At 50.1% G+C, this 16,354-nt stretch carries 7 protein-coding genes; 1 reads left to right on the top strand and 6 read right to left on the bottom strand.

Features of this window, described 5'->3' with window-relative positions; translation table 11 throughout:
- Positions 1–1,091: 1,091 nt before the first annotated feature.
- The 4 genes from MXE41_RS12320 to MXE41_RS12310 form a co-directional block, all read right to left on the bottom strand.
- On the bottom strand, positions 1,092–2,066 hold the full coding sequence (locus tag MXE41_RS12320; protein ID WP_247100734.1) for a Gfo/Idh/MocA family oxidoreductase: 975 nt from the start codon (positions 2,064–2,066) through the stop codon (positions 1,092–1,094).
- A 256-nt stretch (positions 2,067–2,322) separates the two neighbouring features.
- Positions 2,323–2,454, bottom strand: coding sequence for a hypothetical protein (locus MXE41_RS13130; protein WP_281503610.1), 132 nt, complete (start codon positions 2,452–2,454; stop codon positions 2,323–2,325).
- A 177-nt stretch (positions 2,455–2,631) separates the two neighbouring features.
- Positions 2,632–3,738 carry a hypothetical protein gene (locus MXE41_RS12315; RefSeq protein ID WP_247100732.1) on the bottom strand — a complete coding sequence of 369 codons (1,107 nt, stop codon included), beginning with the start codon at positions 3,736–3,738 and terminating at the stop codon, positions 2,632–2,634.
- A 917-nt stretch (positions 3,739–4,655) separates the two neighbouring features.
- Complete coding sequence (locus tag MXE41_RS12310; protein WP_247100730.1) at positions 4,656–6,746, bottom strand: isoamylase; 2,091 nt, start codon at positions 6,744–6,746, stop codon at positions 4,656–4,658.
- Positions 6,747–8,008: 1,262 nt separating this feature from the next.
- Here MXE41_RS12310 and nadE point away from each other — a divergent pair.
- Positions 8,009–10,048 (top strand): NAD(+) synthase, encoded by a 2,040-nt coding sequence (nadE, locus tag MXE41_RS12305; protein WP_247100728.1) that lies wholly within the window; start codon positions 8,009–8,011, stop codon positions 10,046–10,048.
- Positions 10,049–10,534: 486 nt separating this feature from the next.
- On the opposite strand, the gene MXE41_RS12300 is transcribed toward nadE, so the two are convergent.
- Both MXE41_RS12300 and MXE41_RS12295 read right to left on the bottom strand, forming a co-directional pair.
- On the bottom strand, positions 10,535–12,559 hold the full coding sequence (locus tag MXE41_RS12300; protein ID WP_247100727.1) for a hypothetical protein: 2,025 nt from the start codon (positions 12,557–12,559) through the stop codon (positions 10,535–10,537).
- Between the two features lie 261 nt (positions 12,560–12,820).
- The gene (locus MXE41_RS12295; RefSeq protein WP_247100726.1) at positions 12,821–14,953 is read right to left on the bottom strand and encodes a hypothetical protein; all 2,133 of its coding nucleotides are present in this window, start codon (positions 14,951–14,953) and stop codon (positions 12,821–12,823) included.
- Positions 14,954–16,354 lie beyond the last annotated feature (1,401 nt).

Raw genomic sequence — 16,354 nt, 5'->3', positions numbered from 1 at the left:
AGTCTGTCAAAAGGCAAGTCCACTCCTGTCTCTTACAGCTTCACACTAAATCGCATGAGCAGCATGAGGGTTAGTAGATTGTTTGAGTACGTCATACGAAACTACTTTATGAACAACTACGAGCCAATAAAGGCATAAATAAGCCAATATTTGGCAAATACGCCTCAACAACTAACACTGGTTATTTTAAAAGTCAATTAATTTCAATTATTTTTGAGAGGCATATCCTTCATCGGTTTGCCGTACAGACAATGCCAGTGCTGTAAATATGATTTCCATAAGGGACATAATGCCCTCCAAAACAGATCCTGTGCGGCGGTCAGTTCAGGCCGCATTAATACCGGCAGGACATAAAGCCCAGCATGGTAAACAGGTGCCGATATTACAACTAATCAGACAGCTTTTACAAATAATGAGCACGTCATTGCTACCTGGACAGGAATCGAACAGACTGCAGTCCTGAAACATGCGCAAGCAGCGTGGGGCGTCATATTGTGCATCACGATAATACATTTAAAATCTTGTATGTGTTTAGTTGGCGATGTATTGCAGGCGACAGCACTGGCATGCATAGAGGAGCTGGGGGCATGTGGGGAGGGTATAAAAGCGCCAGGAGAGTAATAAATGGGAGATGCACTGCCATGAGGTGGCCAGGTGCATTAGCAGGCATATGCTCATGCCTGCCGGCGTTTAGTTCGTCGGTCGAGGCATATGTGCAGGCATATGCTCATGCCTGCCAGCGTTTAGTTCGTAGGTCGAGGCATATGGCAGGCATACGCTAATGCCTGCCGGAGTTTGGTACGTCGGTCGAGGCATATGGCAGGCATACGCTCATGCCTGCCGGAGTTTGGTACGTCGGTCGAGGCATATGTTCAGGCATACGCTCATGCCTGATGACGTTCAGAACGGCGGTTGAGGCATCTGCATGCAAAGGTGCATGGTTGCATACGCGCTCAGGCCAGCAGGCATGAGCAAGGATGTGCTGGGGAGGGCAAGCCAGCGTGACGTGCCCTGAGCTGTAGCAGGGCTGCCATCATCATGGGGAATGGTAGTCCTCCCTTGTTTGGCTGGTTTAGCCGTGATAGCGGCTTTTATTCAAATGGGTAGTGGATGTGCCAGCGTGTGCGCAGGCTGTCCATGACACGCATGACATCAAGGGTTTCCTGATGAGTCATTTCCGGACACTCAATGGCGCCTTCCTTGATGGCCTTGAGACAGGAGATTACCTGATGCTCATAGCCGGAGACCTGCTCTGGCAGTGGCAGTTCTTCAATCTTCTTGTGGTCAGCATTGAAGATCTCAACCTTTTCAGGATTGTTGATGTTGGTAACCACCATATAGCCCTTGTCACCGTAGATAATGCCATTACGGTCTGCAGGGCCCATGGCTGTAGCATGCAGGGTTGCTGCCTTGCCATCAGCAAAGATCAGAGTCATGCTGTCAATCATGTCGACACCGCTTTCGCCTTTGACGCAGGTGCCGCTGATTTCCTTGATGTCATGACCAAAGAACATCATGGCAAAATTGATTGGGTATACACCAAGGTCAAGAAGGGCACCACCAGCCAGCTCTGGCTTGAAAATACGCTCCTTGTTAAAGATTCGGTAGCCCAGATTGGCGGTTATGGTATGGACAGAGCCTATTTTGCCGTCTTTAAGAGCCTGAGCAATGATGCGGCGTGATGGCATGTAGCGGGTCCAGATAGCCTCGGTAACAAGGGTGTTCTGCTCACGGGCATAAGCAAGCACCTCACGGGCCATTTTCTCATTGGCGGTGAAGGCCTTTTCTACCAGAAGAGCCTTTTTGTGCTTCAGGCAGAGCATGGCATGGGTATGATGTTCTGAATGAGGAGAGGCAATGTAGATAAGGTCCACAGCTGGATCAGCTGCAAGCTCTTCATAAGAGCCATAGGCTACAGGCATGTTGTGCTTGCGGGCAAACTCCTGGGCGCGCTCAACAGAGCGTGATGCTACAGCATAAAGCTCGATCTCAGGATGCTTGAGACCATTAAGTGTGTCAGCCATTTTGGCTGCAATTCCACCGGCGGCAAGGATACCAACTTTCATCAAATTAAACCTCACATGCTTATCTGGTTAACAGCAACAGCTGTAATGTTACCTGGTAACATAATCTAACAGCATACCAGTGTATGTCTCAATACCCACCTTTTACAAACATGTGTCCAGTCACGCAAATATGATAAAAATCGTGCAAACCATGCCACTTGAATACAAGTAAATACCAGTAAAAAGGTGTCTATTTAACCAGCGAGACATCACTGCGATTTTCCGTAACCCTTTTATCAGGCACGCAGCACAGTCCTCAGCCATCACCATCATCGATACTGTGCACATGCGTATGCATCAGCGTCTGCATCTTCATTTGAACCTGAGCCCGCGCCTGCATCTTCACATGCACCTGTGCCTGCATCTTCATCTGAACCTGAGCCAGCATCTTCACATTCACCTGTGTCGGCATCTGAACCTGCACCGGCAAGTCACTGAGTAAGTCATAATTCTGCTTGCGACACCTGCAAAGCAAAAGGGAGCCCTGTCTGGGCTCCCTTTTAGCTTAAACTTAACTGTTTTGTAAAGCGACAGTGTTTATGCGCGGGCACTGCAAAGAAAGTACTTAGATTGATGGTACATCGCTTTCAGCCTGCATGGCTTCCTGTTCTTCAGCCATGCTATGACCCTCGGCACCGCCAGCTGCAGCGGCAGCCGATGGGGCAGGCTCTTCAGTGCCGTTAGTCTCGGCAGCAGACATGGAGTTTGCTGCATCATCCTCACCTGCTGGAGCGACAGCATCATCGGTATCAGCTCCGGCATTGGCCTCAGCGGCAGACGGAGCACTTTCGGCGGCATCAGTCTTAGCGCCTGCGCTGTCTGCAGTATCGGCGGTGGCAGCGGTATCAGCTGCTGCGGTATTATCTGCGGCAGTATTTTCTGCAGCTGCGGCTGGTGCGGCAGCTGCAGGAGCTGCTATGGTGCTGGTAAGGTCAATGACCTTGTTGCCTACTGGCTGAGCACTGTCATCAACATTAACACGTGGGGTGACTACCAGGGTAAGCTCATCGATTGGGCCTGAGGTAAAGGTGGTCTGGTACAGATAGCCGTGGGTAAGAACATTGAGCGGCTCAAAGTTCTTGTTGTCCTCATTGGCATCAAACTCGGGAGTTACACCAAGGCTGCTCAGAACAGTATTGGCAAGCTTCTCATCAGCTGCACTGTCAAACAGACGCTCGTTGGTAAGAATGAAGGTACGGAAAGCTACCAGACTCTCTGGAGGCAGGCCCTCAGGGTAGCGGGTCTGAATCTGTACACTCTGCAGCTCACGGGAGTTTGGCTTTGCGGTGCCTTTCATTTCAACAGCAGTGGACAGCACGGCTACAAAGCCCTCTGGGGTGTCATTGGCATTGGCTGTAGGCAGGGAGGTGTCCTGCTCATTGATAAGGCTGTTAAAAGTATCACGGAAAGCCACAGGATCCTTTAAAGGATTTGAGATATTTGCTGCAATGGTGGCATTTGAGGCGTGCTCAGACTCCTGATACCAGGACCATCCGGCTGAGGCGAAATAATAGGCGGCAATGACCAGAGCCACGATACGCAGATTGCGTCTTACGCGGTCATTTTTCTGCTCCTTGCTGCACTGGCCGTCAGAGCAGTTGCTCTGTGATTTTTCCTGAGCACTTCTGAGGTCGTGAACTCGTCCATCTGGTGGTACTGGCTTAAAATCCATGGTCTTTACGTCCTGTGAAAACTAAGTGACACGCTATTCTATCATGGTCAGACTTCAGTCTAGTGTTCCAGCCCCGTGCATGTGACAGCGCTCACTGATGATTTTATGAATTGCACAGAGACTCAATTACGGTCAGGTGTTCAAATGCGGGAAGATGGATGATGCATATTACGCTGCTTTCCAACTGTTATAAGCAAGATGATGCATCTTATACTGCATGTTTATTTGGCCATAACTCTTATGATATGCAGCCAGTGAACCTGTGGCTGAGCGGGCTGTGTGGGACGTCTGGCCATACAGGGATCAGCTTTGTAAGACGCGCAGGTATGAGCACAGATATGCACAGACAGGGCGATATAAGCTGAGGTATTAGCAGTTTATGGACGGAGCTAATTGCCCGGCTGCAGTGACAAGTGCTTACGGCAAAGGGGTTTAGATTAATCGCCGCAGAATCGATATCTACAAAATGTCTTTATAAAACGATTTATTTCACAGGGGCATCATGATTATAAATCATGGCGTATCTGCCCATAATGCTGGCGAGTCCGGGCATAAATCATGGCATGTCGGCCCATAATGCTGGCGAATCCGGGCATAAATCATGGCATATCGGCCCATAATGCTGGCGAATCCGGGCATAAATCATGGCATATCGGCCCATAATGCTGGCGAATCCGGCCATAAATCATGGCGTATCGGCCCATAATGCTGGCGAATCTGCCCATAATGCAGACGCATTTTCGCATAATGAAGGGCGTATCTGAGCGCGATTTGGGCGTGCATACTATGGATGAAGCACCGCGTGCGCGCAATATGGAGGGGCTGGGGGTAAAACAAAGGCGGTCAGAATGCATCTGCCATTATGGTGATGCAAGCTGACCGCCTGAAATTTTTTTCTTGATTCTTTGCAGAATATTTTAGAAAGCAGGTGATACCAGAATAATCAGGGAGCGGCTGTTGACCTTAATCTTGTCGCCGGCATTGTAGCGTGGCATGGTAAAGATGTTAACCACATCATCTGGCAGGTTATCGGCTGTGTCTACCAGCAGGCTCCACTGGCGCTTGGAGTTGAGTGGCAGTGGTGGCAGCTCTACATCAAGATCTTCCCAGTAGGCGTTAACAAAGATGTAAGCATAAATGCTGTATACGCCCCAGTAGGCCATCAGACCGATAGTGTGGGAGTTATCGGACCAGTCAGGCTGGAATGGCTTGACGCCGTGCCACTGCAGACGGGTATTGCGCAGTACACCATCGAGCATGGTGTAGTTGCGACGGCGCTGGGCATTGGCTGAAGCACGGGTTCTGATGGTACGACGGCGGATCATCTGACGGGTAAAGTGCAGCATCTCCTTCTGGCGTTCATTGAGATCCCAGTTCATCCATGAAATTTCATTGTCCTGGCAGTAGGCATTGTTATTGCCGTTCTGAGTACGAAGAATCTCATCGCCCATGAGGATCATAGGAGTACCCATCGACAGTACGGTAAGTGCCAGCATGTTCTTGCACTGACGCAGGCGCAACTCATTGAGATGCTCGTTATCAGTCTCACCTTCTACTCCGTAGTTGGCAGAGTAGTTGTCATTATTGCCGTCACGGCACATCTCTCCGTTGTCCATATTGTGCTTGTAGTTATAGGACACCAGATCGTTGAGAGTAAAGCCGTCGTGACAGGTGATGAAGTTAATACTCTTCTGAGGATCGATTTCACGCTCATTGTAAATGTCAGGTGAACCGATAAGACGCAATACAAACTTTTTAATAGAGTTACTGTCGCCACGGATAAAGCGGCGTACATCATCACGGAACTGACCGTTCCACTCTCTCCACTTGGAACCGGCAATGTTGCCCAGCTGGTACAGACCGCCGGCATCCCATGGCTCGGCAATAATCTTGGCATCAGCCAGACGTACATTGTGGTCAATATCAAGAAGGGCAGGAGCATTGTGCAGCGGAGTACCGTTGGCATCACGGGCCAGAATGGATGCAAGGTCAAAACGGAAGCCGTCGACGTGCATCTCCTCTTTCCAGAAAATCAGGGAGTCGAGAATAAGAGAGCGTACTACAGGGTTATTGGCATTGAGGGTGTTACCACAGCCTGAGTAGTTGTAGTGATCGCCCTGGTCATTCATGATGTAGTAATTGCGCTTGTCAAAGCCCTTGAAGCAGTAGCATGGGCCGTTGGCATCACCCTCGGAGGTGTGGTTGTAAACCACGTCCAGAATCACTTCAATACCGTTACGGTGCAGTGCCTTGACCATGTCACGGAACTCATCAAGCGGACCCATTATGGATTTGTCTGAGGAGTAGGCCTCGTGCACGGCAAAGAAGCTCATAGGGCAGTAACCCCAGTAGTTTTCCTTGCCCGGAAGAGCATCATACTTGTCGTACTGATAGACAGGCAGGAGCTCTACAGCGGTGATGCCCAGATCAACAAGGTATGGAATCTTTTCGATAAGACCACGGTAGGAGCCACGTATATCAGGAGCAACACCAGAGCTTGGGTGGGCAGTAAAGCCCTTGACGTGCATCTCGTAGATAACAGTCTTGTTCAGAGCATGCTTAGGAGCGCAGTCCATACCCCAGTTGTAGGTTGAGGTATCAACAACTACAGAGCGGGCAGCATTGGCAACATTACGGGCCTCATCAGTGGTCTGGAAGCGCTCATAGCTGTCAGGGAAGACCACACGCTTGCCATAAGGGTCAATCAGAACCTTGCCGATTTCAACGTGGCTGGCAGCGTATTTGTAGGTACGGACAGCCTCACGGACACGCCAGGCATAAATCTGACCTGCGCCAATACCGTGGACAAAGACATGCCAGTAGTAAACAGAGCGGTAGAGCTGTGAGGACAGGGAAATTACCTGAGGATCATGGTCATTGATATCTTTAAACAGCAGCAGCTCGATAACTGAGGCAGCAGGACAGTACACGGCAAAGTTCACACCGCCATTTTCAATGGTGGCACCCAGCTTGTTGCAATGTCCCTGAGAGACTACATACTTGTTCAAAGCTCTTCTCCGGCTTATTTCGTAAGCGTAATTAAAATGACACCTGACCTGCGGTCAGAACCTGATGAAAATCGTTGTGACGGGAAATTCAGTTTTGATGGCAATGAACATGCCACAATGAAGTCGGCAGCTTTCAGGTCCTGAATAAGGCCTGACTCAGGACGGCTCTTTCCAGGTTAATGCTGACCGGGCTGTACCATGGCATCATGAAGATCACTGAATCTGACAATGCAATCACAGTAACAGCCTGCATACAGATCCAGTAGGGATAATGAAAATGAGGCTGATAAGAAAATCTGATATTTACCTGCCGACAGTAATTCTGTTTGCACAGCTGCAGGTATGGCTAAGGTGCGGATTGCATATCGTGCTTTGCACATCTTGCACACTCAAGTCAGCACATATGAATAGTGTCTGTCTGATCAACCCTGTACTGTCAGCAGTCCGTAAATGCCATTGCTGCCATTTAATCCTGACAGATTTCAGGTAATTTTGGCTGGCTATATTGTGACATCAAAAGCCAAAAAATCAAGGAAAAATTAAGCCCCGAGGCGCCCGTATCCGGTATCTATTTGTGTCGTCAAATGGGAGCAGCAAGAGTGATTGCAACCCATTGAAAGTGCAGGGGAAAGAGCTGGTCACAGGGATGATTTTCCGCCCCATAATGGCAGCATTGGTATCAGAAAAGTACCAGCTGAAAGTACCGGAAAGAAGCAGTCACCTGTCCCGATATTCGGCTGAAATTTGTCCAGACATGTGTCCAGACATTTGGGGCATAAGCTGATGCCCTGTCCGGGCTGCACAGGCTTGGGGCATCATTGATGTTTCCGGTTATTTCTGCGCCGTGCCCAGTCCGTGCCCTGCATTCAATGCAAGGCATTTGCAGGTGCGTGCAACCAGTATGGCTGCCGGAGCATGGGAGGGTATCCGATATGGCTGCATGTCTGGTTTTGGTAAGCATCAGGCGACTGATGGTGCAGGGATGAAATTTATCGGGCGTTTGGACAGGGCCTGGGATAAACTATCGAACAGGCGCAGGCACTTGAGTTTGCCCGCTAACTGTCATGTACCGGATCAGGGTCGGTAAACGACCTGATTCTGAGTCTGAATCCTGATCTTAATAAGAGCTTGAATTTGAGGCTGAGCCGGGTGCTGCTGGTGCCTGGTGGTGCAATGGCAGCGGCGGGGATGAAGATGGTGACTTTGCTGCCGGGGCGGCTGTGCAGCCGCTTAGCTTTCTTACACCAACAGTGAGGCCTTCAATGGAGCTGAGATTAGATAATATAGCCGCTCTGGCTTTAAATACCCAGGCTCTGGGTGTAAAGCAGAACCTTGAGCAGATTCTCAAGGCTGCAGGTGAGGCGCTTGAGCAGGGAAAAAATGCCCTGTTCTGCGGTGAGCTGGTCGCATCAGGCATGGAGTGCAATGATCTTTTCTTAAGCAAGGCCTTTATTGCCCGCGTGCAAAAGGAAGTGCGCGCCTTCCAGCAGCAGCTGCCTGCTGATTTTGTTGTTGGTCTGGGCATGCCTGCAGTTATGACAGCCTCATGTTTTGCCGATGAAGAGGCTTTTGCTGCAGCTGTGGGCGCTGATGATGAGGAGGCATGTGCCGAGGCCGGGTACTATGGTCTTGAGCATGGTCCTCTGGCATCAGCCTATGTGCTTATGACCCGTGATGAGGTGCTCTTCACCGCTCCAAGCCGTCTTAAGATGGAGCATTCCCGTACTGACTACAGTGTGCGCTATTTCTATCAGGCCTATGAGTTCCCGGGCTTTGATCTGGTCAAGGGCTATGTAGCTCAGATCGGAGGCAAAAAGGTACTGATAGCCTTTGGTGATGCCGGTATTTTCTGCGGTCAGCAGCTGGTGGATTACGTCTCCGCCCATCACGATGAGTTTGCTTTTATTGTGGTCCCTGAGGCTTATGGCTATGAGGTGGAGCTGCCGCAGAATTATGAGCTCGAGGCTCTGACTCTTGCTACTACCTTTGATTTGCCTGTAATCAGGGTTAATAACCTGGGCTGCGAGGGCGGCGGTACCATTTATGACGGTCAGTGTCTGTTCATTGCTGACGGTGAGGTTAAGGCCCGCAACCAGCTCTTTTCTTTCCGTCCTTATGAAATTGTAGGAGTTGAGCGCGGAGTTGAGCCTCATCTGCATCAGTATGATGAAATGCTCAAGGCTGTGTCCCTTGGTCTTTATGACTGGATGAAAAAGACCCGTTCAAAGGGTTTTGCTCTGTCCATGTCCGGAGGTGCCGACTCTGCTCTGTGCGCATCATGTGCTGCTCTGTCCCATGTCCATGCCTTAAGACATCTGGGAGTAAAGCAGTATGCTCAGGAACTCAAGGACCTTGGTATCAAGTGTAACTACGAGGCTCTGATTGCCGAAGTATCAGCCATAGCCGGTGAAGAGCGCGATGGCTGTCTGGTATCTCCAGTGGTCATAGACAAGGCTGTCGAGGTACTCAAAAAGTATGTCATACCAGAGGTGCTGGTCTGTGCCTATCAGGGCTCTGAGTACTCAGGTTCCGTAACCAGAACCGCAGCTGAGGAAATGACCCGCTGCCTTGGTGCCTCCTTCATGCACTGGTCTATTGCTCCAATGGTCAGCGACTATGTTGGTACTCTGAACAAGGCCCTTGGTTATGAGCTGGACTGGTCAACTGATGACATAGCTCTGCAGAACATTCAGGCCCGTTCCCGTCTGCCTGGCATCTGGCTGCTTGCCAACCACAAGGGCTTCCTGCTCATAGCCACTTCCAATCTGTCTGAGGCCGCAGTAGGCTACTGTACCATGGATGGTGATACCGCTGGCGGCCTGTCTCCAGTAGCAGGCATAGGCAAGAGCACCATCTTGAAGATCAATCGCCGTATCATGCAGGATGGCATTGGTCTTGACGGCTATGAGCAGCGCTTTGCCATTCCGGCTATGAGCTACATTGTGGCTCAGGCCCCAACAGCCGAGCTTCGTCCAGGCGGTGAGCAGACTGATGAAAAGGATCTCATGCCATATCCGCTTCTGGATACCATTCGCAGTCTTTTTGCTCAGGAAAATATGCTGCCTGATGAGATTGAGAATCTGCTGGTCAGTGAGCGTGACGGTCAGTTTAAGGACGTAACCAGCGACCTTGGTCTGTCCAATGAAGACATTGGGCGTTTTGTACGCCGCTTCTTTGCTCTGCTGCAGCGCAATCAGTGGAAGCGCGAGCGTTATGCCACCGGCTTCCACATCGAAAAGGACGATGGCTCTCCAAAGGGCTATCTGCGCCTGCCAGTGCTCAGCGCTTCCCTGTGCAGCTGATGCCTTTCCAGGCCAGTCAGTACGCATGCATCTGACGCAGCTGTGTCAGCGCTTCGCTAAGCGGCTGCATCTCATGCAGCCGCCACCAGACAGAGGTGGCAGCCTGACCTGTCTCTGGCTGGTCGGCCTGGCACCGGCCACCGACGGCTATGATGAGCCCTGTGCCTTGAGCACATAACAAAAGCCCCCGCAGTGTGCTGCCTGGCAGCATGTTGCAGGGGCTTTTGATCTTTTCTGGCAGGAGCTGCTCCATCTGTGCACCGCAGTGAGCTGTTCTGAGTGCGATCTGCAGGCTGAGACAGGCCAGATTCTGCGACAGCTCAGCTTCAGTCCGTGACTGACAGGCTGAGGAAGTGCAGCTGACCTGCAGGCCGGGACTTGCGAGAGTAAGGACGGCTGACATGTTGGCCGGGACTGACAGGCTGGGGAGGTGCAGATGACCTGCAGGTTGAGACTGGCGGGCTGGTGAAGTGCAGCTGTCCAGCTTCAGTCCTCCCGGGCCTCATCACTGCAGTAAATTGATACGGCATTGTTGCGGCCGTTGAGCATAAGCATGCCGGCAAACTCAGGACGGGTCAGGACAAAGTACTGACGGGCGCACTCCATGGCACGACCCAGATCCCAGCTTAAGAACTCCAGATAACCATAGCTGGTGCCGGTAGAGCGTCCAATTACGGTTATGAACTCCTGACCTTTGAGGTTTTTCATGAAAACAGCAAGCTTGCGGGCATAGTCGAGGTTCTTTCTGTGCGTTGCGGCAGTCACCTCGCCGTTTTCCAAGAAAGGAGCTATCGGCCAGAAAAAGCAGCCGAAAGCCACACCGTCACTGTGAAGCATGTTGCTGGTCAGAGTAACTGAGCGGGCATGTTCGCAAAGCAGTTCATGGTACACGGTAAGGCCTGCATAAATGTCAGAGCGGTAGCCATTTGGGGGAATGCATCTGTCCTGAGCCTCATAGGTGATGTCCCTGAAAATCAGAGCTTCATCGGCAGCAAGGTGGATTTTGATGCCCATGGCCTTCAGTGTTGCAGGCAGCTCACTCAGGCTTATGGAAGGACGTTTGCTTTCAAGTTCCTGAGCCTCAGCCTCATCGTCAATATTCTCAAAGTATCTGACTTTAAATTGAGTGAACATCTCTCCGAGCAGTCGGGATGTCAGGCGCATCAGATGCAGCCTTTCAACTCCATAGGGCAGATATTCTCTGTCAGGGGCAGCATTAAATATCTGCAGGTCAAGGTGTCCGTCATCAGCGATTTCAAACCATGTACGCAGATTATCCCAGTCTACGGGCCCCTGGCCTCGTATGCCTCTGAGGACATCAATCACCTCTGCAGTGGCCGGGGAAAAGCCAGCCGTAAAGTTCCAGCGGTGCTCAAGGCCCTGAATGCCCCTTTTGATCATGATAAGAAGCTCAAACAGACGGTATTTGTTGCCGTCAGCACAGAACTCGACCTCAATAATGCCCTGACAGAACATAAGCTCATAATGCAGATCTTCAAAAACCTCAGAAAAGACATGATCGAGCTGCTTTTTGCCCTCTTGCCACTGCTGTGAGCCGAATTTATCGGTTGAAAGTTTCTGGTAAAGCTCCTCTTCATATTGTAAAAACGAGTTCCACATGCACAGAACACGCTCCAGAAATGGAATGGTGAACAGGGGAACCTTGCTGAAGCGCTGCAGGTTATGAGATCGCACAAAAAACTTATTCTGAAGTCTCATCCAGCCGTTAAAATCACCGGCATCAGGCAGAACAGAATTGCCATAATTACCGTTGCGGGCATTTGCCTGATACTCAGAGGTCTGAGCCAGCGCTGCAGTTATGATCGCATCAACCTCTGCAGCGCTGCCATCTCCATCAGCATCAGCAGTCTGCGCGTCGTTGCCACCGGTATCAGCAGTCTGAGCACCATGGCCACCGGCGTCAGCAGTCTGAGCGTCGTTGGCACCAGCATCAGCCGTGTGAGCACCATGGCCACCGGCGTCAGCCGTCTGAGCGTCATTGCCACCGGCGTCTGCGGTCTGATCGTCATTGTCACCGGCATCAGCAGTCTGATCACCATTGCCCCCGTAAGTTGAGGAGCATGCGGCATTGTCAGGGCTTTGAAGGTCTGATGATCTGTGGGCTTCGGGATCGAGGGCGAGCTTAAATGGGAAGAGGGAGCGGGCTTTCTGGTAGAGTTCAGCTGCTTTTCTGGTGCTGTCGACAAGTCGTAACAGCTCACCAAGATAAAAACACAGCTCAAAGGTGTTACAAAAATCAGTCCTGATGCTCTCAAGAAACTCTATATGATGGTTTATAGCGCGTCTTACCTCAAATCCCTCAAGATTAAGCGAGTCGTAAAGGGCAGCTGTAAGAGCAGTGTAAAGCTCCATGCGTTCAGGACTGTCATGAGGGCAGCCCCAGTCAACCATGTCATGGCCCTTTGATGTAACAGAATTGAGCAGCTCCATAAGCTCCTCAAAACGGCTGCTGCCACTGATTAGCCTGTATTGCTCAAGAATAGTTGACATGTTCTTACTCCTAAGTTTCTACATTACAAAAAAGGCCAGTTCAGCTGATCTTATGGGCGGCCGGTAAGAAATTTCTTCCCCGCAGACGAGGCTTTCAAAGTGCCTGAAAGCAGGGCAGCAATGATATTGTTTTAGAAAGTAATATTAGCCACTGCAGCTGCCAGGCTGTACTCCTGTAAGTTCAGTTCCTGCAGGGCAGGCACATAAGGCAAGTACATTGGCAGCAGATAAGGCAAGTACAGGGGGCAGGCCTGGCTGTGATTAATGAGACCTTCTGCTCATATTTCCAGATGAGCTAATAGTGATAACTCTTTCTTTATTGTTATGGTTATCATTATTTGCAGTTGCGACTGGAATGTAAGCGCCAGCTCCCTGAGATAGAGCTGTCTGCCTGATGGCGTCAAGGTCACACTCTCCCTCCCTGACAGCTTCTTTGAGGGATTCAAACTCAGGCCTTATGTGTACCAGCACGGATTCAGGGACGGGAAAGAAACTGTGCATCCATGACATTGGTACTGAGGTGCTCTCAAGATATTCCCTTGCCCTGTTGGTTACTTTCTTTACGTCCCAGGCCAGCATGTCAATCCAGCTGAACCTCTGACCGCATACGGTTGCTGTAATGGTGGCACAGGGACCGTCTGAATCTGCAGTAATGTACTCACCAAGGCGCCGGGCCAGGTCAAGGTTAAACTCAACATCAACCGCGTTGTAAGCGCCATCCTGTCCGGATGCACTGCCTGCAGTGGCTGCGCTATCTGAAGAGGCCTTGCTGTCTGCAGGTGGTGCGTGCTCAGACGGGGCAGAGCTGCTGTCTGAGTGACTGGCATCGGCACGTGAGGGCCAGAAAAGGAAAACGGCACAGGCGCCGTCATCACAAAGCTGGTCAGCAAGCTTTGTTTTACCTGCCATATATTCACTGACCAGCGGAAGACATGAGGTTGTTCCGCTTATCAGGCCAGGGCGCTGCGAGGCATTGTTTGTAAGCGCGCTTTGAGATGGCTGCTCCATTGAGAAAATACGGGGCACATCCTTGCTACGGATCATTAGCCTGGCGCCGCGTTTTTTAAGCTCCTCAGGCAGAGAGCTGAGCACAAAGCTATCATTATTGCCATGTGCATCGATCAGTTCAATGGAGCTTATCCAGCGCAGTCGGGCCGCATCGCCAAGCAGCAGGGAACACAGCAGCGACAGATCATTAATGAGCGTCTCAGAGCTCCTTTTACAATACCGTCCTGCAGCGCCCTGTAGTTTCTTCTGCAGTGAGTACTGCTTGCTACTGTTCATGTCAGAGCTCTGGCAGTCAGGCACACAGGCTATGAGCCTGAAAGCATTATTGTCAGCAGGCTCTAGCCGGACCATAACTGTTTCAGGACTGATATTAAGGGCATAGCCACTGCCATTGATGCCTCCTGTGTCCCTGTCAGCGCAGCTGCCATTGTCTTTGTCGGCGCAACTGCCGTCGCAATCCCCGCTGCGGCAGCCATAGTCCTTTTCGATGGCCTTGCTCATGCTGTTAATGATTTGAGCAGGGGAATGACGTGACAGGCCGGCACTGAAGGTCCAGCGTTCGCTCAGATGCGGCGGAGCATGTCTGACCATTTCAATCAGCTGATAAAGTCTCGGCAGGCTGCCTTGAGCAGCAAACTCCAGCTCTGCCTTGCTGTTGTGTACCCTTATGAGCAGACTCAGTCCGTCAAAGGCCTCGCTGAAAATATCAAAAATCCTGATGATGCAGTCAGCTGTCTCATTGCCTGTGAAAATGTCAGCAGCGTTTACTGCTGCCATGATTCGGGAGCTGGCTCTTGAGGACGGGACGGCTGCTGCAATAAATATATCCTCTGACCATAACTGTACTGTGGTCAGCTCCTTATAAATCTGAGCTTCATCAAGCTCAAAGGCTTTCCAGGCGCGTTTTACACGGTCAACAAAGGGATAGTCAAAGACCTGATTGATGCTAAAGCGGAAACAGCGGTTAATTTCCCAGAACTGCTTACTGAAGATCTTAAGCGCCTGTTCTTTGGGCTTGCCACTTATTCGAGCAAGCTCAAAACAATGCGCATACCAGTGCCATGCGTCCTCACGCAGGTCCAGTGCATCAAATATCTGGGCGTTCATCAGGCTCCACTGCAGATCCTTTCCGATACGTTCATGGCACAGATACAGGGCATTCTTAGCCTTGACCAGCATGCGACGCAGGTTGAGCCACTCCTCGTTGCTCTCTTCAAGTACAGCATGAGCAAACATCATCATCAGTGCGCACCAGCGTGATGACAAAGGCTTAACTCCCCAGTACTGCTCATCCCTGTTTTCAAGATCGACATCCTGAAATATGCTGACAATGGACTCATACTTTCTTCGGTCATACACCTCTTTGACCTGTGTGGCTATGCTCATTTACAGACCTCATAAGGAGTAACAGCAAAACAGGCGTACGTACGCCAATACGCTAATCGATACTTACAGCATTATGGTCCCTGAAAAGCGCAGGCCCCGCAACTTCCGCCTGTGGAAATTGCGAGGCCTTGCAAAAGTAATTTATGTATTTCAAGCATGCATGAGCACATTGAGCTTATTGATGCCTGATTTTATTACTGAGGCATGGCCTACTGACTTGATTCTTGCTAGTATGTTGGTCATAAAGGTTCCTTAACTGTGGTTTGAAATTTTTTAACAGTTTAACAAGGAGCCTTTTTCTATTTATGGCTGGTTCATCAGGTTTTTACAGAGTTTGTGACGTATTTTGAATTTTTCCCCAAAATCGGGAATAAAGTAGTAATTTCGCCTCCAAAATGCACCTCATGTGCTGGTAAAACTGCCCAAAACAAACATGCTTGGACATTGTTGGTGTGCAAGTGCCTGGTAATCGGCATAAATATCATATTTTGCTTAAGTACACGGGCATGACGTTTGGGTCACTTTTGAGCCGTTTTTACCCGTTTTTTCACAATTTTGAGCAGATTTGAGGGGATTTGATGGGATTTGGGCAGATTTGAGCACGGTAGACTAAAGGATACGACTGCAGACTTCTGTGTTTCACAGTGCAGAGCTCCAGTGGCTCATATGGCACTTTTGCCCGGTTTTGCAGCAGTTTTCGGGAACTTTTGGTCACTTATGAGCTGTTTTGCCCTGTTATTCACGATTTTTAGCAGATTTGAGCACAGCAGGCTAAAGAATACGACTGCAAACTTCTGTGTTTAAAAATGAATAGCTACCAGTGGCTTACCCAGTTGCTTAATATGGCACTCTTGCAGCCTTTTCCACGATTTTTACGATTCCGGGATCATCAGTTAACAGACAGATGTGCTGGCTGAGCACTGCCTTTACAGCAGTGTGCAGCACCTTACCGGCATCGACAGCCGGGTAGGACTGATAATCAATGAGCGTACGCCAGTCACTGCTCAGGACTGTACGTACGATGTCAGCTCAAGTATGCTGCGAAAAGTGCCTGACTGTCTGATGGGTGTTTTTACAGACTGTCTAATTATTCATGCTGATGTTTAAGCGTGTCTTCAAGGTCTCTCTCGAAGTCCTTGATGCTTTCGACAATGGTGGCCAGAACAATGAATGAAGCCGGGGTATCCGGTGACTTCACTGCATTAAGACGGCTTTTCAGCCTGTCAGTGACATTGCCAAAACGGGGTCACAACTGCTCAATAATCAACTTGCAACATATAGACAGACAATCTTGATGTTTTAAGTAAATTGAATAGAAATTGGTAAATATGTATAGGATAACTATGATGTCAATATAGTGTAGTTTTTTGGACTATTGGCATGGGGTCATTATGGTAGTCT

This window comes from Anaerobiospirillum sp. NML120449, assembly GCF_023051105.1.
Classification (GTDB): Bacteria; Pseudomonadota; Gammaproteobacteria; order Enterobacterales; family Succinivibrionaceae; genus Anaerobiospirillum.
This window is presented reverse-complemented; position numbering and strand designations above follow the sequence as displayed.

What these genes read in the sequence shown, in the direction of transcription:
- MXE41_RS12320 (WP_247100734.1), bottom strand. Translation starts at nt 2,066, where the DNA reads ATGAAAGTTGGTATCCTTGCCGCCGGTGGAATTGCAGCCAAAATGGCT.
- MXE41_RS13130 (WP_281503610.1), bottom strand. Translation starts at nt 2,454, where the DNA reads ATGCTGGCTCAGGTTCAGATGAAGATGCAGGCACAGGTGCATGTGAAG.
- MXE41_RS12315 (WP_247100732.1), bottom strand. Translation starts at nt 3,738, where the DNA reads ATGGATTTTAAGCCAGTACCACCAGATGGACGAGTTCACGACCTCAGA.
- nadE (WP_247100728.1), top strand. Translation starts at nt 8,009, where the DNA reads ATGGAGCTGAGATTAGATAATATAGCCGCTCTGGCTTTAAATACCCAG.
- MXE41_RS12300 (WP_247100727.1), bottom strand. Translation starts at nt 12,559, where the DNA reads ATGTCAACTATTCTTGAGCAATACAGGCTAATCAGTGGCAGCAGCCGT.
- MXE41_RS12295 (WP_247100726.1), bottom strand. Translation starts at nt 14,953, where the DNA reads ATGAGCATAGCCACACAGGTCAAAGAGGTGTATGACCGAAGAAAGTAT.